The following is an 18,399-nucleotide window of genomic DNA, read 5'->3' as shown; positions in this document are numbered from 1 at the left end:
TAACAGTAATATTTTCATTTATGAATAAAACATTATCAATTGTTGCAGTTTTTGCAGCAACATTCCTCTGTGCGCAGCAGGAACAAATAATCGATACCGTGCAGATCAGCGGCAGAACCAAAGTGAAAAAAGAGCGTGCAGAGTTCCAGAGACACGCACAAAGTACCGAAACCCTCAGCGAATACGAACTGAGCAGGAACAATTCCGCATTTGTAGAACAGTCCTTGAATACCATGGCAGGAGTCCAGGTCGATAAACGAACCAATCTGGGCGGGCAAAGAGTGGTGGTGCGCGGTTATGGAAATGACCAGAAATTCAACAACTGGGGAACAAAGTTTTACCTGAATTCAGTTCCGCTGACCAATGCGGACGGTGTGACGCTTTTGGAAGATATCGATTTTTCGCTCATCAATAATATCGAAGTCATCAAAGGTCCTGCTGCCACAATGTACGGAGGCGGAGTTGGCGGTGCAGTGAGATTTTATATGCGTCCCGAAACCCGGAAAGGCGTGTCTTTATCACAAAAAATGGCGGCCGGCTCATTCGGACTGCTGCAATCCAATACCCGTGTTGATGCGGTGGGTGATCACTATTCCATGATGCTGAACTATGGTCACTTGGAAAGTGACGGATATCGTCCGAGAGGAAGCAGCCTGAAGAACAATTACGCTTTCATGGGCAACTTCAAGCTGAATCCGAAACAGTCTTTGACGGTTTATGCAAGTCATAATTTCTCTAATGAAGGCGTTTCCGGACAGATTTCGTATGCGGATTATTACGCCGGAATCGACAACGGGAATGATGCCTATGCCAAGAAAAATGCGGGAAATAAGTTTATTTCCGATAGGGTCACGGTTTCCCATCACTGGAATATTTTGCCGAATTTCAGCAATATGACTTCAGTGTATTATTCCCATCTGGATGCTACCCGAATCGCGGCAGGAGCTTATGAACAGAGCATGAACCCGAATTATGGATTCCGTTCCACTTTTAGCCTTAAAAACAAACTCAATGAAAATTTCCATAATTCGGTAGAAGCCGGCGTGGAATATACCGATTCGCGCTCGTTGGTGACCAATTACCGGTTTACCGGAACCAACGATGCGATACCGAATCAGGTTCAGGATTTAGGAAAAGGCGGCAGTTATTTTAGAAATTACAACCATTCCCACACGATCTTTGCAATTGACAGGATCACCTATATTCCATATGATTTGACCTTGTTGACCGGAGTAAGTGGGAATTCGCTTAATTACGAAAGACTTGATCTGTTGGCTTTGCCGGGATTAGTTCCCAATTACAACAAGGATTTGTCTTTCCAGAAGAGTTTTTCCACGGTTTTCACGCCACATTTCGCATTGCAGAAAACATGGCACAACCAGATTTTCAACCTCAGCTACAGCGAAGGGTATAATGCGCCAAGTGCTGGAACCGCATTTATCACTGGAACCGGGAAAGCCAATGACGACCTGAAACCGGAACGGGCTAAAATGTGGGATTTTAGCATCCACGGATTACTGAACCATACGCATCTGGATTACCAAATCTCGGTTTTCAGGATTGATGTCAATGATAAACTTACTCAGCTTTCTGGTGGGAATTACAACTACTGGGCAAATACCGGAAGTCAAAAAAATCAGGGACTGGAACTGAGTGTGGGTTATCTTTACCATCCCAAGAATAGTTTCTTAAGCAGCATCCGTCCTGTGGTAGATCTGTCTTATTACGATTTTAAGTACAAAGATTTCAAGACCATGACCGGTGGCGTTCTGCAGGATTATTCGCACATGTCAGTGGTGGGCGTTCCCCGCACCAAATTGACGGTGTCCATGGACTTTGATACTCAATTTGGAATATACCTGATGAATACCTTCAGCTATATGGATAAAGTGTACACGGATTTCAATAATTTTAATTCCCAAAACCCAAATCCGTATGTGGACGGTTTCACCCAGTATAATGCGAAATTGGGTTACAAACACAGTTTCGGGAAGTTTGATCTGGATGCGTACGTCGCGGGAAATAATTTGACCAACCAAATCAATTACACTTTTCTTTTCCTGGGAAATAATGTGAAAGACAGTGATCCCGGTTCGCAATATTATGGAGTTGCGACTACCGATGTCAATCCGGGACCGTCAAAAGCCTATTTCTTTGGCGGACTGAATTTGAAATATCGTTTTTAGAAATTCTGAATTTTATAAACCCAAATTTAATTTCCCTATCCCGAATGGGAGTGAATTGGGGTTTGTTTTTTCGAAAATTCACGCTTTTTGGAAGTGAATAGGGGAATAGGCAAATTCCCTCATGGCAATTATTGAAATATGATTTAGATAGGTTCTTAGATTGCCTCATAATACATTGCCACGAAACAACGAAAATTACTTCGTCAGTTCGTGGCAATTTTTTATGTCTAAAAATTTCGATTTATCCTTTCAGGCTCTGCATGTCGATCACGAAGCGGTATCGCACATCACTTCTCAACATTCTTTCATAAGCTTCATTGATATCCTGCATCCTGATCATTTCAATTTCCGGAAGAATATTTTTCTCGCCACAGAAATCGAGCATTTCCTGGGTTTCCTTGATTCCGCCGATTACCGAACCTGCTACGGAACGGCGGCCCAGAATCATCGGAACCGTTTTCAGCATATCTTCCATGGCTCCCAGATATCCCACCAAAACCAAGGTTCCGGAAACTCCCAACGTTAAAATATAGGGATTGATATCATGGTCATAAGGAACAGTGTCGATGATCAAATCAAACTTTCCGGCAACGCTTTTCATTTGTGCTTCATCGGTGGAAATAATCATTTCATCTGCACCCATCGCTTTCGCTTCCTGCTCTTTGGAAGGAGTTCTGGAAAAAAGTGAAACATGCGCCCCCATTCCTTTCGCAATCTTGATCGCCATGTGACCGAGTCCGCCCAAACCAACCACAGCAACTTTTGAATCCGGACCCACATTCCAGTGCCTCAATGGTGAATAGGTGGTAATTCCCGCACATAGAAGTGGCGCGACTGCCTTTAAATCCAAGTTTTCTGGAATTCTTAAAACAAAATCCTGATCCACCACTACTTTCTCAGAGTAACCGCCATAAGTTTGCTGTTCCAGGTATTTGTCTGTGCTGTTATATGTTCCGGTATTTCCGTTCAGGCAATATTGTTCCAAATCCTGTTTGCAGCTTTCGCAGGTTCTGCAGGAATCCACCAGACAGCCAACTCCGGCCAAATCTCCCACTTTGAATTTAGTAACCTCCGAACCCACTTTCGTAATCCTTCCCACGATTTCATGCCCGGGAACTGCTGGATATTTCGTTCCGCCCCAGTCGTTTCTTGCGGTATGCAAATCACTGTGGCAAACCCCGCAATAGAGGATGTCGATTTCCACGTCTTTTGGCTGAACTTCACGCCTTGCAATATTCATTTGTTTAAGATCGGCATCTTTTGCCTCAGTTCCGAATGCTTTGACTTGATGAGTGTTCATTGTATTGAAATGTTTTGATTTTAAAATAGAGTTTTTTTCTTTACTGCATGCAAAGTTAATTATAGTTCGATAGCTATACGTTCAAATTTTGTGAGATTAACTTTTTTTTAAGATGGAACAAGACCTCTTTAAAACCGATAAAAGGCAAAGTTTAAAGTGAACTATCATAGGGGGTGAATTGGAGTAAAAAATCACTGAAACTGACCGGAAAATCTTAACTTCCCAAATTCAATTTTTCTTCCTGTAGATCCAGCAACCTAAGATGTCTTCGGATAATCTCTTCATCTAGAAGCAGTTCTGAGCGGTTTTTTGCAATGAGCCATTTACGCTGTTCCTCTAGAATCGCTGTGTTAATGTCGCGGTATTCGTCATAGTTGAAAATGATTTCAGACGAATTCACTCTGTTTTCCCAGATTTGAAGTTGTTCGGCGAGTGCGGGAAACTGTTCTAATTGATTTTGATAATCCTTCCGAACCTTAGCAATCGCGATTTTTGCCAGTTCGTGCCTTATTTCGTTATCGATTTGTTTTTCTGGCTTAATGAAATCACGGTCCTCCAGTTTAATTTTAGAAATCAGCCATGGCAAAGTCATACCCTGTACAACCAACGTTAAAAGAATCACCACGAACGTGATGAAAAGGATCAGGTTTCTTTGCGGAAAAGGCGAGCCGTCACTCAAAGTAAGTGGAATAGAAAGTGCTGCAGCCAATGAAACCACACCGCGCATACCGCTCCAGCCAAAAATCATGGGCGTCTTCAAATTGGCCGGCATATCGGGATCTGCTATGGTAATGAAATTGCGCATCACCAAACTCACCACAATGGCGCTATAAGTTGCTAAGATCCTGACCAGGATCAACATGGCGGTAATCAGCACGCCGTACTTGAAAGCGGTCCAAACACTGGTGTCTTCCAATCCCTGAACAATTTCGGGCAAGTCCAGACCAATGAGCATGAATACGATTCCATTGAGTATAAAAACAATGCTTTCCCAAACGGTTACCGCACGAAGTCTGGACGAACTGCTCAGGAACTGGTGCGCCCTGTAAGAAAGGAAAAGTCCGCCCGCAACCACGGAGAGCACGCCTGAAGCATGCAGTTCCTCTGCGGTTATATACATCACAAAAGGTGCAACAAAGGTCAAAATAATATCGATATTGGCACTCGTTGGGAAGAACCGGTGCACTTTATAGAAAACCAATCCCACCAAAACCCCGATTAAGACGCCGCCTAAACACATCCAGAGAAAACTTGCTGCAGCTTCCGACCAAATGAACTGTCCCGTTGCAACAGCAACCAACGCAAACCTGAAAATAATCAATGAAGAGGCGTCATTCAACAGACTTTCTCCCGCTAAAATAGATTGATATCTTTTCGGGATTTTCATGTATTTCAGAATTGCACCTGCGCTCACCGCATCTGGTGGAGAAACGATTCCGCCCAGCAAAAACCCTAGTGCCAAAGAAATCCCAGGAATAAAATAATTGGACACCAAAGCAACTGCGATTGCGGTAAGCAAAACCACAATGAAAGCAAAACTCAAAACGATTCTGCGCCACCGCCAAAGTTCTTTCCAGGAAGTGGTCCATGCCGCTTCGTAAAGCAAAGGAGGGAGGAAAATCAGGAAAATCAGTTCGGGTTCGATATGGATCATCGGAATTCCCGGTATAAAACTGATTCCCAAACCAGCCAACACGAGCAAAATCGGATAGGCAACCTTTATCTTGTCTGCAAGCATGATCAAAAAAGTGATCAAAACCACTACTACTAAATAGAATGTAAGATGATCAAGCATGGGTATAATGGGTTGAAATGGTGTGTGTTTTGATAAAGGAGTTACTGAAGAACTTTTTCGAACGCCAATCTTTCGCTACCGCGGAAATAGACTTTCCCGCAATAAACATATCCTAGTTTTTCCAAAATGTGGAGCATGACCTCGTTGTCAAAATTGGTATCCACCTTGATGCTGAAAATATTCTTCGCGCTCGAGAATTCCTCTATTCTACTGAAAATTTCTTTGGCGTAACCTTTTCCGGCTACTTCATCGGAAACCGCCACGCGGTGAACAACATGGAAATCCCCTGAAGTCAGCCATTTTCCTATGATTTCGTCATAGGCAGGTTCTTCATTCAACAGGATGGCGCAGTAAGCAATCACGTTTTCATTTTCGGTTAAAACATAGCCAATTCCCTTTTCAATATCGCTACGGACGGTTTGGAGGTTTGGGTAGCCATCTTGCCATTGTCTGGATCCATCTTTTTTTCTTCTCTGAATAGCCTGCTGCAGAATTTTCCAGATCTTCTTGGAATCAGAATCGGCCGCTTTTCTAAAACTAATTGGTGCGGAACTTTTCATTAATCAAATTTAGAAAATTGAACTGATTCCTACACTAAATTTCAAATTTTGTGACGAGTGATTAACGGTCTGTCTGGAATGAGCTGATGACGGGTTTTATGCCCTTTTTACAAATTTTTACGATTTAATATTTGAAAAGGCGCTTCATCTTCATGAATAAATGCTGCATTTCTGTAAAATACCGGTTATGAATTATGATTATGAAAAGAAAGCCGTCTCACAATTCGTGAAAACGGCTTTTGTTATGAAAAATCCCGGAGATGCCACGGAAAAGGTGTATTCAGTGAAATGACCTTCTCCTTAGATCTTTAGGTGGTTGGATCCCGGTAAAGTTTTTTGGAAAATAAAATTTCAGAGCTCTTTTTGATGTTGAACCTTTCCATTCATTACTGTAAGCAAAACCTGGGTGTTTTTTATTTCCGTTACCGGGATCTCAAATAGATTTTTGTCCAATACGACAAAGTCAGCAAGTTTTCCTTTTTCTATCGAACCAATCTGCTTTTCCATGTTGAGGATATATGCAGAACCCATTGTACTGGCGTGTAGTGCTTGTTCCAGGGTAATCACTTCTGAAACCGGTAGCAGTTGATCCATCAAGCCTTTGCCTTGCACCATGGATCGGGTCATGGCTACATAGATTGCTTCCAAGGGTTTGTAGGTGCTGTAATATCCGGCGGCGAACCAATCTGTACCCAAGCCGACGTTTGCCCCACTGCGCACCAGCGATCCCATTTTCATATAATTCGCCTTTATGAAATCCAATCCCAGTCTGTCTGCGCTCATTACTAAAATGGAGGGGTCTGGAGTTGCCCATTGAGCTGACATTTGTCCGGAAACATTTAACTGTTTAAAGCGGGGAATATCTGCATTGTCCATAAAAACAATATGCGAAGCGGTGTGTCGTGTTTTGGCCTCCGGATTCTTCTTTCTGGCGTATTCTACTGCATCCAAATATGCTCTTACCCCCGCATCGCCAATAATATGTGCAAAGGTGGGTATTCCTTTATCATTTGCTTCTTTGACGATTTCATTTAGTCTTTCTTTTTTCATCAGCAATTCGCCCTTAAAGTCCTTTTTTCCTGCATAAGGGTGCAGCATGGCCGCTGTATACTGCGCATCGCCGCCATCCACATTTATTTTAAGAATGGAAGCTTTGACCAGCTCTGACTGATATTTTGAATTCAGTTCCAGGAATGGTGCAAAAGGATCTTCATCGGGTTTGTTGTAATAATAGCTTCCAAAAATTCTTAAGGATAATTTACCTTCTTTTTCCAGCTGCTGGTAAAGGTCATAACCTTCGTGTTGTGCAATTCCCAAGATTCCTGCATCAAAAGCTGTAGTAATTCCGGCTTCTGAAAACTTTTGCATGTACGTTTCCATACCTTGTTTAACAGCGTTTAGATCAGTCGGAATTAATTTACCTAGAATGCCAATGAAGGCAGGGATTTCTACCAGAAATCCTGTTGGCTCTCCGGTTTCCGGGTATCGTTGATAAGTGCTGAAGCCGGGCATCGGATCCGGTGTATTCTTATCAACACCTGTCATTTCAAACACCTTGGAATTTACCCAGGCTCCATGTCCATCAATCGCAATGAGAAAAACAGGTTTATCAGGAAATAAGGAATCCAGTGTTTTTTTATCCGGTCCTTCTTTCGGAAAAATGCTGTATCGCCAGCCAAATCCCCTTACTACAGGACTCTGCGGGTTTTCATCTGCCCATTTTATTAAGCGCTGAAACATTTCCTTTTTGTCGTCCGTTTGCAAATCTGCACCTTCGGTTACCCAGGCTACCGTTGGATGGATATGTGATTCCACAAATCCGGGCATCAACATTTTGCCACCTAGATCGGTCACTTCCGTGGTTTTTCCGATATAGGATTTTGCTTCCTGAGCTGTGCCCACGAATATGATTTTATTCGCTTTCACAGCCACCGCTTCAGCCCATGGTGATGAGTCATTTACCGTATATATTTTGCCGTTGGTAAAAACATGGTCGGCAATTTGTGCTTCCTTTTTGGTAGTGCAGCTAAAAAAAATCATTGCCATTAATACAAGTAAGATGAGGCTTTGGTTTGTTTTTTTCATATTGTTAGAAAGAATTATGAGGTTTGCGAAAGAAAATGTTCAATTTTTATTGATCCGGATTAATAATTATTTTTGTAGAAGACAGCAGTTTGGGAATTCAATAGACTATATTTTTACTACCTGATTTTTTTTTGCAGGATTCGTAAAAATAAGGTTTTTATTTAAACATAAAAGGAATTTCTTGTGTGTCATTAAAATCCTGTCTCAATTTAGTTCCATCACTTTGTGATAGCGGGTAGATGAACTCCAGTTTCTGAAAACCACATTAAAGTTTTTTTAAGGCTAAATTGACTTCGGTCCTTTTCTGAGCGGTAAAAAGTGTTCTCCATGATTCTTCCTTCTAAAATGGGATTAGCAGTAGATTTCTTTTGATTACCTCATTAATTGAATAACCAATTTTAATCTCTGGCTGTTCAATAATTTCTCCCCTGTAACCTCCATCGGCAAGATTTTTTTTTAAATATGCCATGGTTCTCTATTTCAATTCTTAAAATGCCACTACCATTATTCTTAAAATCCTGACGAGCTATAAAAAAATAAAACATTGATAATTAATAAATTATCCGTTGCAAACGACTACAAACGATATTAAATGATTCTCTACCGACTATGTTTTGAAAAGGGGTGAACCTTTGCAACAGAGATTTGCGGAAAATCAGTGAGCCGCACTTCTAATGTTTAATTATCAAAATTGAAGATCATGTCACTAAGAAACAAAGTTACCCTAATCGGTAGAACAGGAAAAGATGTCGAAATCGTAAAATTCGAAAACGGACAAATCGCGAAAGTCAGTTTGGCAACCACCGACCATTACACCAACGCCGCTGGTGATAAGGTGGAGGAAACCCAATGGCATAACCTGGTTTTCCACGGAAAACTTTCAGAAATCGTAGAAAAATACGTCAAGAAAGGGGATGAAATTGCTGTGGAAGGAAAGATCGTTTACAGAAGCTATGATGATAAAGACGGCGTGAAACGCTACATCACCGAAATCCGTGTGGATGAAATGCTGATGGTAGGAGGAAACAAACCTGCCTAAATATTCCTGCTTTGCCAATCCCGAAGTTTCCGGATTGGCAAAGTTTATCACTTATTATTCATTATTCATAAAACCTAAACCATGTCATTAAGAAACAAAGTTACCCTAATCGGTAGAACAGGAAAAGACGTCGAAATGATCAAATTCGACAAAGGTCAAATTGCAAAAGTAAGTTTAGCCACTACAGAATATTATACCAACGGTCTCGGTCAGAAAGTGGAAGAAACCCAATGGCATAATCTGGTTTTCAATGGAAAACTTGCAGAGATCATGCACAAATATGTGGAAAAAGGCAAAGAGATCGCCGTGGAAGGCAAACTCGTCACCCGAAATTACGAGGATAAAGAAGGAGTCAAACGCTATTTCACCGAAATCCGCGTAGAAGAACTCGTGATGGTGGGAAGCAAATAATTCGGCTGCGCTGCATCATTTTGTCAAAGTGCTGCGGATTCATTTTGCTGACTTTGACAAAGTTTTTTTAACTAATAATTTTTAAGTTCTCAGTCATGAAAGTAAAAGTCCTGCAAATCAGAATTTCCGAAAGATTTCAGCATCCGGATGAATGTATGGTCAACGATTTTCTGGAACGGCATGAAATCGTGCAAATGAATGCGAAATTAATCGACGATGAAACCATTTATTGGTCCATTCTGATTTATTACAAAGATAAAAGTGCATCTTCTGTTCCACAAAAACTCTTTGTTGCCAGTGAAAATGATTTATCGGAAGATGAAAAACTGATATTTTCTGAACTGAGAAAATGGAGAATGGCCAAAAGCAAGGAACTTCAACTGATGCCATTTATGATCTGTCATAATACCCATTTATTTTCTATTGCAAAGTACAAGCCTCAATCGATGGAAGAGTTTTTACATATAAAAGGTTTCAACGAAAGCAAGATCAGAAAATACGGTTCAGAAATTATGGAGGTTCTTCAGAATGTTTGATGTGCGATCACCTCATTTCCGAGTCTTTGATTTCGCTTAGATCCGGCAAGTTCAGACAATGTTATCCATTACTTATTTTAAACAACCAATCATGAAAGTAAAATTTATAAAAGTACGCTTATCCGAGGAGTTCATTTATCAAGACCAGCGAATCCTCGATCATTTTCTTCAGGAAAATACCATATTGAAATACGAATCTGCATTCGTGCGCGACGATGAAAGTTACTGGTCCGTTATCCTTTATTACGAGGAATTGAAGATGACCGTCAATGAAGTGAAATCGCAAAAGTATTCTGCAGATCCAGATGTCGAACTTAATTCAGATGAGGTGAAAATTCTGGACTCGCTGAAACTCTGGCGCGCTGAGAAATCCAAAGATCAAAGCATACCCAGTTATTTCATCGCAACCAATAAAGAACTGATTTCGATCGCAAAATATAAACCCAACAGAAAAGAGGAACTGAAGGACATTAAAGGTTTCGGTAAACATAAAATCGAAAATTATGGGGAAGAAATCATTGGAATTCTGGAAAGCGTTTGATGAAATCAGGCCTTCCCGGATGCTCGGCCCTAAAAGGATGTCTAAAAAATCTATGAATTTTTCATTTTTTTCTATTCCCTGGGATTTCTTCAACAGTCAACTTTTCTGATCATCAGTGATGATTTAGTGATATGCAGCATTTGCCTGTTCATTTATCATTGTAGTTTTTGTGGAAGCTGATCAGATTCTTTTTGGATTAAGGTCTCAATATTTCCGTATTTTTGCAAATTAGCAGATCATCATATTAACAAATCATCAAATCAATAGATGAAGCCAAGTTTAGCAAAAGGAACCCGCGATTTTACCGCAAAGGAAGTCATCAACAGAAGGTTCATCATCAATACATTACAGAAAAATTTCGAACTCTTCGGTTTCCAGCCTTTGGAAACGCCCAGTTTTGAGAATCTCTCAACTTTGACCGGTAAATATGGCGAAGAAGGCGACCGCTTGATTTTTAAGATTCTAAACTCCGGAGATTACGCTTCGAAAGCCAACGAAGAAGATTGGACTTCTAAAAATTCCCAGAAACTGATTTCCCAGATCTCAGAAAAAGCCCTCCGTTACGATCTTACGGTTCCTTTTGCGCGTTTCGTGGCAATGAATCACGGAACCATGACCTTCCCTTTCAAACGGTACCAGATCCAGCCAGTCTGGAGAGCTGATCGTCCGCAGAAAGGCAGATTCCGCGAGTTTTACCAGTGTGATGCTGATGTGGTAGGAAGTGAGAGCCTTTGGCAGGAAGTGGAATTGGTGCAGTTGTATTTGAAATCATTCGCAGATTTGAAGATTTCGGTTACGCTTCATTTAAACAATCGGAAAATCCTTTCCGGATTGGCGGAATATGCCGGGATTGCTGATCAACTGATCGACTTTACGGTGGCACTCGATAAGCTTGATAAGATTGGAAAAGATGGAGTGGTAAAGGAATTAAAGGAAAAAAATATTTCCACGGAAGCCATCTCTAAACTGGATTTCCTTTTTAGCCAGACCGATGATGCTCTGGAAAATATTTTGCAGCTGAAGGAGAAGTTCATCGGAAATGAGATCGGGACAAAAGGTGTAGAGGAGTTGGAGTTTGTTTTAACGAAATGTCTCGACTTAGGAATTTCTCCGGAAAATCTTAAATTTGATATTACCTTGGCGAGGGGATTGGATTATTACACGGGAGCAATTTTTGAGGTCAAAGCCGATGAGGTTCAGATTGGGTCCATTGGTGGTGGTGGCAGATATGACAATCTGACTGAAGTTTTCGGGGTGAAAAATATTCCCGGAATAGGGATTTCTTTCGGGTTGGACCGGATTTATCTGGTGATGGAAGAGCTTGGCCTCTTCCCGGAAGGTGAGGAAAATGCGGTGCAGTTTCTTTTTGCAAATTATGGCGAAATGGAATCGCTGGAAGCCATGAAGATCATTACCCGGCTTCGTGAAACCGGTGTGTCGGCCGAATTGTATCCGGAATCTGCGAAGTTGAAAAAGCAATTTGCCTACGCCGAGAAGAAAGGGATTCCAAATCTCGTTTTCTACGGTGAACAGGAGATTTCTGAAGATAAAATCACTCTGAAAAACCTGCAATCCGGAGAACAGAAAACGGTTTCAATTAAAGAGTTTCTCAAAAATTAGAAGGGTTTGAGCGCTCAGCCCCAACCAATAAAAAAAGACAATGATGTGGTGGATCTATGCGCTTCTTTCGGCACTATTTGCTGCACTTACTGCAATTTTTGCTAAAGTAGGTGTCGGGAATGTGAACTCCAATTTAGCAACTGCTATCAGAACAATCGTTGTTTTGGTGATGATCTGGCTCATTGTGCTGGTTCGCAATGAAATAAGGGGAATCGCCAGTCTTCCGTTCAAGACCTGGTTCTTTTTGGGTATTTCGGGAGTGGCCACCGGACTTTCCTGGATTTTTTATTTCAAAGCCCTGCAGATGGGCGAGGTCTCAAAAGTCGCAGGAATTGATAAGCTCAGTCTGGCACTCACCATTATTTTTGCCGTGATTTTTTTAGGGGAAACCTTAACCTGGAAAACCGCAGTAGGAGCAGGATTAATTATTGCGGGAACCCTTTTCCTGATCTGGAAATAATACACTCAGCCTTAATCTCAATCTCTTACTCAATCTCAATCTCTAACTCATTCTCAACCTCAACCTATGCAAAACTACCTCGAAATCAATCGTAATTCATGGAATGCCAAAGTGCAACCCCATTTGAAATCAGACTTCTATTTTGTGGAAGAATTTATCAATGGCAGAACCTCACTGAATTCCATTGAATTAGCATTATTGGGTGAGGTGCTGGGAAAAGAAATCCTTCATCTGCAATGTCATTTCGGGCAGGATTCTATCTCACTTTCGAGAATGGGAGCGAAAGTGACCGGAATTGACTTATCCGACATGGCCATCGCTGCCGCAAAGGATTTGGCCCAAAAGTGTGGAACGGATACTCAGTTCTTGGTTTCCGATGTCTATGAACTGCCTAAGGTTTTAGATCAGAAGTATGACATCGTGTACACCAGTTACGGAACCATCGGCTGGCTGCCCGATCTGGATAAATGGGCTCAGGTCATTGCTCATTTTCTCAAGCCCGGCGGCAAATTTGTTTTTGTAGAATTCCATCCTGTAGTCTGGATGTTTGATGACGATTTCACCCATGTGAAATACAGTTATTTCAACGAAAAACCGATCGTCGAAACTTATGAAGGAACCTACGCAGATCAGTCTGCAGAAATCGTTCAGGATTATGTCATGTGGAATCACCCCACTTCCGAAGTTCTCGGCAGTTTGCTGAAAGAAAGTCTCGTGCTCAATTCATTTGAAGAGTACGACTGGTCACCCTATGCATGCTTCCGCCACAATGAAGAATTTGAAAAAGGAAAATACAGGATTCCTCAGTTTGGAAATAAGGTCCCCCATGTTTTTTCCCTGGTAGCAGAAAAGAAAGGAGTTAAATAGTGACCGAATATTTTCAGATAAGTCATCATTTAATAACCGCAAGCCCTGAAAACACACTTTTTCTAAAAATTTAAAATATTAATCCCGAAATTGGAATTTGCAGCAAAATTTTTGTATCATTGCAAACTGATTTTCGGAATTTACTTCCGGATCGCGGGGGATTAGCTCATCTGGCTAGAGCGTTAGACTGGCAGTCTAAAGGTGGTCGGTTCGATCCCGATATCCTCCACAGGTTGAAGCACAGAACAGCAATGTTTTGTGCTTTTTTATGTTAAGTTAGTTCCTGATTCACAATAAGCAAGGGATGAGTAGATGGCTGGAGCGTCCCGAAAGCCTTCGGGAAGGTGGTTGGTTCGATCCCGATATCCTCCACAGGTTGAAGCACAGAACAGCAATGTTTTGTGCTTTTTTGGTATTAAGTGTAAATTTGATTCCATGGACAAATATTATGTGTATATACTTTATTCGGCAAAATTAAACCGATACTATATTGGACAAACTCAGGATATTGAAGAGCGGCTTCGGAAACATCATTTTTCAAAAGACCATTTTACCGGGAAATCCGACGACTGGGAATTAAAATACACCGAAGAATATTCAAGCCGGAGCGAGGCCATCGCACGGGAAAGTTCAATAAAAGCCAAGAAGAGCAGGAAATATATTGAGTTCCTGATTCAAAATAGGGGAAGGTGCGAATAGATGGCTGGAGCGTCCCGAAAGGCTTCGGGAAGGTGGTCGGTTCGATCCCGATATCCTCCACAGGTTGAAGCACAGAACAGCAATGTTTTGTGCTTTTTTATGTTCCGTTATTTCCTGATTCACAATAAGCAAGGTGCGAATAGATAGCTGGAGCGTCCCGAAAGCCTTCGGGAAGGTGGTCGGTTTGATCCCGATATCATCTACTAACAATGAGTTACAGCATCTATTGTGACCCTTTTTTTTAATCAGTTGGTGAAATGGTTTTGAATGTTAATTTTACAAATATTTATTAAATTTCTTACCGAAATATTATCTTTGAAGCGGATTTCAACGGTATAAAGTTTTGAAATCAATTGTACCATTCAAGCAAAATATTTTATGACAGCATATCCGGTTCCTGAAAATGAAGATGAAAGAATCAAGAAATTGGAATTTTTTAATCTCCTGCATTTAGGGAAAGATCCGGAGCTTGACGTTTTTGCGGAAGGAGCCTGCCTGATTGCCGACTGTCCCGCTTCCCTCATTGCGATGATGGAAGAGCACACCCAGACCATACAGAGCTGCGTGGGGATGGAGCTCGATTTTGTTGCGCGCGAAAATACCATTTGCCAGTATGCCATCGCAAGCAGGGAAGTGCTGGTTATCAATGACACTTTACAGGATCCGAGATCATCGCAGAATCCATTGGTGATCGCCGGCGGAATCCGTTTTTATGCGGGGGTGCCTCTGATTGATGATGAGGGCTTTGCATTGGGCACCCTCTGCGTGATCGATTATCAGCCGAAAACCATTTCAGAAAAACAGATTTCCTCCCTTAAAAAAATGGGGGAAGCCATTACCAAAATTCTGATCGGAAAGAAAAAAAATCTTCAGGCGGAGTATTTTCAGGAAACCTTTACGATTACCAATAATTTAATATGTGTTCTGGATAACAGCTTTAAACTCAAAGAAGTGAATCCGGCTTTTGAATCCACTTTCGGTTTAAAAAGACATCAGGCTGTAAATATGAGTTTTTTCAGTATTCTGGGCAGCCGGAACGAGGAATTACATCAGCTGATCAATAATTTCCCCGAAAGAGATGAAGAGCTGGTTTTTACGGCCACTATCCAGACTGCCGGCAATCAACATGTAGTGATCGAATGGCATCTGAAACAGAATCAGAATCACACCGAGATTTTTTGTTTCGGAAGAAACATTACCCGGCTGGTAGAAGAAAACCAAAAACTTGAAACTTCCGAACGGCGTTTCAGAAACTTCTTTGAAAATGCCATCGGGCTCATGAGCATGCATGATATGGAAGGCAATATTCTGGCGGTCAACGAAAAAGGACGCGAAACCCTCCATTATTCTGCGGAAGAAACCAAAGGATTGACCTTGAAAAAACTCATGCCGGAACACCTCTGGCCTTTCCTGGAACAGTACCTGGAACGGGTTGCAGAAAACGGGGAAGACGTGGGGAATATGGTGCTCAAGACCAAAGAGGGTCAGGAAATCATCTGGATGTATCACAATATGGTGGAAACAGATGAAAAAGGAAATCCTTATGTGATGAGTACCGCCCTGAACATCACCGAAAGGGTAGCCTTGGAAAAAGATCTGATGCATACCAGAAAAATTCTCGAGCAGACCAGTGAGGTAGCCCAGGTAGGCGGCTGGGAGGTCAACCTTAAAAACAACACCGTGTTCTGGTCCCGTTCAACTCGGGAGATCCATAAGGTCAGCAGGGATTTTGTTCCGGATCTGGAAAATGCCCTGAATTTTTATGGCGAAGAAAACGGGGAACGGATGCGTTTTCTGTTTACAAGGGCTGTAAAGGAAGGCAGGGCTTATGATGAGGAAATAAAACTGAAACGGCAGGATGGGGTGGAAATATGGGTAAGGGTGAAAGGAATTCCTGAGTTTGAAAACGGCATCTGCATTAAGGTATTCGGCATTATTCAGGATATTGATGCCTTCAAAAACACTTATCTCGAACTGGCAAAAAAGGAGGCCATGCTGCAGTCTTTTGTAAGTGATATTCCCACTGCGGTGGCCATGTTTGACCAGGATCTGAATTACCTCACCGTAAGCAAAAACTGGCTGGACGAGTTTTCAATGAACGGTATGGAACTCATTGGCAGACACATTTTTGAGGTTTCCCCCAACGCTCCCGAAGAGAGAAAGAAAATATATCTGGAGGCCCTAAAAGGCAAAACTCATAAGGACGAAGACCTTACCATACATGTTCCCGGAAAAGAAGAACCACAGCATTATCATCTGGAAGTGAGTCCCTGGTATCTTTCCGAGCAGGTGGTTGGAGGTATTATTGTTTCCGCCCAGAACATGACCGAAGTGGTAAACGCAAATGCTGAACTTAAAAAAGCGAAAGAAACCGCCGACCTTGCCAACAGAGCCAAATCTGAATTCCTTGCCAACATGAGCCACGAAATCCGGACACCGCTCAATGGCGTTATAGGCTTTTCCGACCTTCTGCTGAAAACTCCCCTCAATGAAATGCAGACCCAGTATCTCAATTATATCAACGAATCAGGGGAAAGCTTACTCAATATCATTACTGATATCCTGGATTTTTCAAAAATAGAATCCGGTAAAATGGAACTGTTGATTGACAGATCCAATGTCTATGATCTGCTGAGTCAGGTAGTGAATGTCATCCTTTATCAGTCCCAGCGGAAAGGCATTGAGCTGCTGCTGAATATCGAGCAGGGGCTCCCGAAAACACTCTTTCTGGACGAATCCAGAATCAAGCAGGTGCTTATCAACCTGCTCGGAAATGCCGTTAAGTTTACCGAGTATGGTGAAATAGAGCTCAAGGTGGAGAAACTCAACATGGATGCGGAAAAGATCACCCTTCGCTTTGCGGTAAGAGATACCGGGATCGGGATTCCGTCCCACAAACAGCAGCGCATTTTCGATGCGTTTACCCAGGAAGACTCGTCGGTGAGCAAACGCTTCGGCGGAACCGGTTTGGGACTTACCATTTCCAACAATATTCTCAAATATATGGGCAGCCATCTTACGCTGACCAGCGAAGTGGCAAAAGGATCAGTGTTCTGGTTTGATATCGAAATCCCTTATGAAGCCGATGAGGCTGATGAAAATACGGATCTTGAAGATCTCCCGGTAAGAAACGTCCTGATTGTTGATGACAATGAAAATAACAGAATCATCATGCAGCACATGCTGGCCTATAAAAACATTGATTCAAAATTAGCGGCTAACGGACTGGAAGCATTGGATATCCTGACGAAAGGAGAGCGCTTTGACGTGATTTTAATGGATTACCACATGCCGCATATTTCCGGTCTGGAAACCATTGAGAAGATCAGGAAAATGTTCAGCAGCCAGGAAGAATTGTCACCCCTTGTCGTGCTGCATACTTCCTCCGAAGAGCATGAGGTCATCAATGCTTTCAGAAAGGACGAAAAATCCTACTGCCTGCTGAAACCCATTAAGTCTGAAGAACTCTACCATACCCTGAGACGTGCGGTGCAGCATACCGTGCGGGATACCGGTGAAACGAACGCAGCAAACGAAAAGTCTGAGAGCTCATTATTCCCTTCAGGACTGAAGGTGTTATTGGTGGATGACAATCCGGTGAATATGGTGCTGAACAGTAAAATGATGCAGGCCATCATGCCGAATGCCCGTTTAACAGAAAAAACGGATGGTCTGCAGGCACTTGAAGCATGCAGGGAAGAAGCCTTCGGTCTTGTCCTGATGGATGTTCAGATGCCCGTGATGGATGGAATTGAAGCCACCAGACAGATCCGGATGCTTTCCGGCTATCAGCAGGTTCCCATTATAGGGGTTACTGCCGGCAATGTACTGGGAGAAAAAGAAAAGTGCCTGGAGGCAGGAATGGATGATTTCTTACCGAAACCATTGAGACAGGCTGATCTTTCCGAAATGTTGCAGAAGCATCTCACCCACGGACCGGAAAAACTACCGGCACCCAATATCCAGCTCGAAAAGTATCTCAGTCTCGACCATCTGGACGACCAGGTCGGAGGTGATGAGGAGTTTCGGAAAATGTTTTTAAATTTGGTACTCCAGGAGCTGATCAGCTCAGAAATAAATCTGAAAGCGGCGGCAGACCGGAAAGATGCAGAAGAACTGAAAAAGATACTCCATAAACTCAAAGGCACTGCCGGTACAGCCGGACTTTTCAGATTGGCAGAAATCGCCGGTCAATGGGAAAAAGAATTGGATCATCCTGAATATGACGTGCTTTACCCGGAAATAGTTCAGGAGATCAAAATTGCGCTTGACTTAATTAAGGAACAGATAAATTAAAAGG

The 18,399-nt window shown here is 42.2% G+C and carries 15 protein-coding genes and 1 tRNA gene; 11 read left to right on the top strand and 5 right to left on the bottom strand.

Translation table 11 applies throughout. The annotated features are described in order from the left end of the window. Positions 1 to 20: 20 nt before the first annotated feature. Positions 21 to 2,186, top strand: a complete 2,166-nt coding sequence (locus tag L0951_RS05295; protein ID WP_234110056.1) for a TonB-dependent receptor — start codon at positions 21 to 23, stop codon at positions 2,184 to 2,186. Between the two features lie 241 nt (positions 2,187 to 2,427). Here L0951_RS05295 and L0951_RS05290 read toward each other — a convergent pair whose 3' ends face one another. The 5 genes from L0951_RS05290 to L0951_RS13685 all read right to left on the bottom strand — a co-directional run bounded on the left by L0951_RS05290 (position 2,428) and on the right by L0951_RS13685 (position 8,395). Further along, entirely contained in the window at positions 2,428 to 3,486 is a 1,059-nt protein-coding gene (locus L0951_RS05290) for an NAD(P)-dependent alcohol dehydrogenase (protein ID WP_234110055.1), read from the bottom strand. A 214-nt stretch (positions 3,487 to 3,700) separates the two neighbouring features. Next, positions 3,701 to 5,281 carry a Na+/H+ antiporter gene (locus L0951_RS05285; RefSeq protein ID WP_234110053.1) on the bottom strand — a complete coding sequence of 527 codons (1,581 nt, stop codon included), beginning with the start codon at positions 5,279 to 5,281 and terminating at the stop codon, positions 3,701 to 3,703. Between the two features lie 41 nt (positions 5,282 to 5,322). Beyond that, the gene (locus L0951_RS05280) at positions 5,323 to 5,841 is read right to left on the bottom strand and encodes a GNAT family N-acetyltransferase (RefSeq protein ID WP_234110051.1); all 519 of its coding nucleotides are present in this window, start codon (positions 5,839 to 5,841) and stop codon (positions 5,323 to 5,325) included. 351 nt (positions 5,842 to 6,192) lie between these two features. After that, complete coding sequence (locus L0951_RS05275; protein ID WP_234110050.1) at positions 6,193 to 7,926, bottom strand: amidohydrolase; 1,734 nt, start codon at positions 7,924 to 7,926, stop codon at positions 6,193 to 6,195. Between the two features lie 340 nt (positions 7,927 to 8,266). Further along, a complete protein-coding gene (locus L0951_RS13685) occupies positions 8,267 to 8,395 on the bottom strand; it encodes a hypothetical protein (protein WP_262908444.1) in 129 nt (42 codons plus the stop codon). Between the two features lie 231 nt (positions 8,396 to 8,626). On the opposite strand from L0951_RS13685, the gene L0951_RS05270 reads away from it, so the two are divergent. From L0951_RS05270 to L0951_RS05225, 10 genes are all read left to right on the top strand, one after another. Next, the gene (locus L0951_RS05270) at positions 8,627 to 8,965 is read left to right on the top strand and encodes a single-stranded DNA-binding protein (protein ID WP_234110048.1); all 339 of its coding nucleotides are present in this window, start codon (positions 8,627 to 8,629) and stop codon (positions 8,963 to 8,965) included. Positions 8,966 to 9,046: 81 nt separating this feature from the next. Next, a complete protein-coding gene (locus L0951_RS05265; protein WP_234110047.1) occupies positions 9,047 to 9,376 on the top strand; it encodes a single-stranded DNA-binding protein in 330 nt (109 codons plus the stop codon). 95 nt (positions 9,377 to 9,471) lie between these two features. After that, the gene (locus tag L0951_RS05260) at positions 9,472 to 9,912 is read left to right on the top strand and encodes an HRDC domain-containing protein (protein ID WP_234110045.1); all 441 of its coding nucleotides are present in this window, start codon (positions 9,472 to 9,474) and stop codon (positions 9,910 to 9,912) included. 91 nt (positions 9,913 to 10,003) lie between these two features. After that, positions 10,004 to 10,453, top strand: a complete 450-nt coding sequence (locus L0951_RS05255; RefSeq protein ID WP_234110043.1) for an HRDC domain-containing protein — start codon at positions 10,004 to 10,006, stop codon at positions 10,451 to 10,453. A gap of 267 nt (positions 10,454 to 10,720) precedes the next feature. Further along, positions 10,721 to 12,073 (top strand): histidine--tRNA ligase, encoded by a 1,353-nt coding sequence (gene hisS / locus L0951_RS05250; protein ID WP_234110042.1) that lies wholly within the window; start codon positions 10,721 to 10,723, stop codon positions 12,071 to 12,073. 43 nt (positions 12,074 to 12,116) lie between these two features. Then, a complete protein-coding gene (locus tag L0951_RS05245; RefSeq protein WP_234110381.1) occupies positions 12,117 to 12,533 on the top strand; it encodes an EamA family transporter in 417 nt (138 codons plus the stop codon). Between the two features lie 66 nt (positions 12,534 to 12,599). After that, a complete protein-coding gene (locus tag L0951_RS05240; protein WP_234110040.1) occupies positions 12,600 to 13,400 on the top strand; it encodes a class I SAM-dependent methyltransferase in 801 nt (266 codons plus the stop codon). A 155-nt stretch (positions 13,401 to 13,555) separates the two neighbouring features. Beyond that, positions 13,556 to 13,629, top strand: a tRNA-Ala gene (locus tag L0951_RS05235). A gap of 206 nt (positions 13,630 to 13,835) precedes the next feature. Continuing rightward, positions 13,836 to 14,099 carry a GIY-YIG nuclease family protein gene (locus L0951_RS05230; RefSeq protein WP_234110039.1) on the top strand — a complete coding sequence of 88 codons (264 nt, stop codon included), beginning with the start codon at positions 13,836 to 13,838 and terminating at the stop codon, positions 14,097 to 14,099. A gap of 378 nt (positions 14,100 to 14,477) precedes the next feature. Beyond that, complete coding sequence (locus L0951_RS05225) at positions 14,478 to 18,395, top strand: response regulator (protein WP_234110037.1); 3,918 nt, start codon at positions 14,478 to 14,480, stop codon at positions 18,393 to 18,395. Positions 18,396 to 18,399 lie beyond the last annotated feature (4 nt).

Origin of the sequence: Chryseobacterium sp. R2A-55 (assembly GCF_021401085.1) — a bacterium.
Lineage (GTDB): Bacteria > Bacteroidota > Bacteroidia > Flavobacteriales > Weeksellaceae > Kaistella.
The sequence above is the reverse complement of the archived record's forward strand: the minus strand, read 5'-3'. Positions and strand labels throughout refer to the sequence as shown.

Excerpts from the sequence above, each read along its gene's own strand:
- L0951_RS05265 (WP_234110047.1), top strand. The coding sequence starts at position 9,047 with ATGTCATTAAGAAACAAAGTTACCCTAATCGGTAGAACAGGAAAAGAC.
- L0951_RS05225 (WP_234110037.1), top strand. The coding sequence starts at position 14,478 with ATGACAGCATATCCGGTTCCTGAAAATGAAGATGAAAGAATCAAGAAA.
- L0951_RS05245 (WP_234110381.1), top strand. The coding sequence starts at position 12,117 with ATGTGGTGGATCTATGCGCTTCTTTCGGCACTATTTGCTGCACTTACT.
- L0951_RS05285 (WP_234110053.1), bottom strand. The coding sequence starts at position 5,281 with ATGCTTGATCATCTTACATTCTATTTAGTAGTAGTGGTTTTGATCACT.
- L0951_RS05260 (WP_234110045.1), top strand. The coding sequence starts at position 9,472 with ATGAAAGTAAAAGTCCTGCAAATCAGAATTTCCGAAAGATTTCAGCAT.
- L0951_RS05240 (WP_234110040.1), top strand. The coding sequence starts at position 12,600 with ATGCAAAACTACCTCGAAATCAATCGTAATTCATGGAATGCCAAAGTG.
- L0951_RS05270 (WP_234110048.1), top strand. The coding sequence starts at position 8,627 with ATGTCACTAAGAAACAAAGTTACCCTAATCGGTAGAACAGGAAAAGAT.
- L0951_RS05255 (WP_234110043.1), top strand. The coding sequence starts at position 10,004 with ATGAAAGTAAAATTTATAAAAGTACGCTTATCCGAGGAGTTCATTTAT.
- L0951_RS05280 (WP_234110051.1), bottom strand. The coding sequence starts at position 5,841 with ATGAAAAGTTCCGCACCAATTAGTTTTAGAAAAGCGGCCGATTCTGAT.
- L0951_RS05230 (WP_234110039.1), top strand. The coding sequence starts at position 13,836 with ATGGACAAATATTATGTGTATATACTTTATTCGGCAAAATTAAACCGA.
- L0951_RS05290 (WP_234110055.1), bottom strand. The coding sequence starts at position 3,486 with ATGAACACTCATCAAGTCAAAGCATTCGGAACTGAGGCAAAAGATGCC.
- L0951_RS05275 (WP_234110050.1), bottom strand. The coding sequence starts at position 7,926 with ATGAAAAAAACAAACCAAAGCCTCATCTTACTTGTATTAATGGCAATG.
- L0951_RS13685 (WP_262908444.1), bottom strand. The coding sequence starts at position 8,395 with ATGGCATATTTAAAAAAAAATCTTGCCGATGGAGGTTACAGGGGAGAA.
- L0951_RS05295 (WP_234110056.1), top strand. The coding sequence starts at position 21 with ATGAATAAAACATTATCAATTGTTGCAGTTTTTGCAGCAACATTCCTC.
- hisS (WP_234110042.1), top strand. The coding sequence starts at position 10,721 with ATGAAGCCAAGTTTAGCAAAAGGAACCCGCGATTTTACCGCAAAGGAA.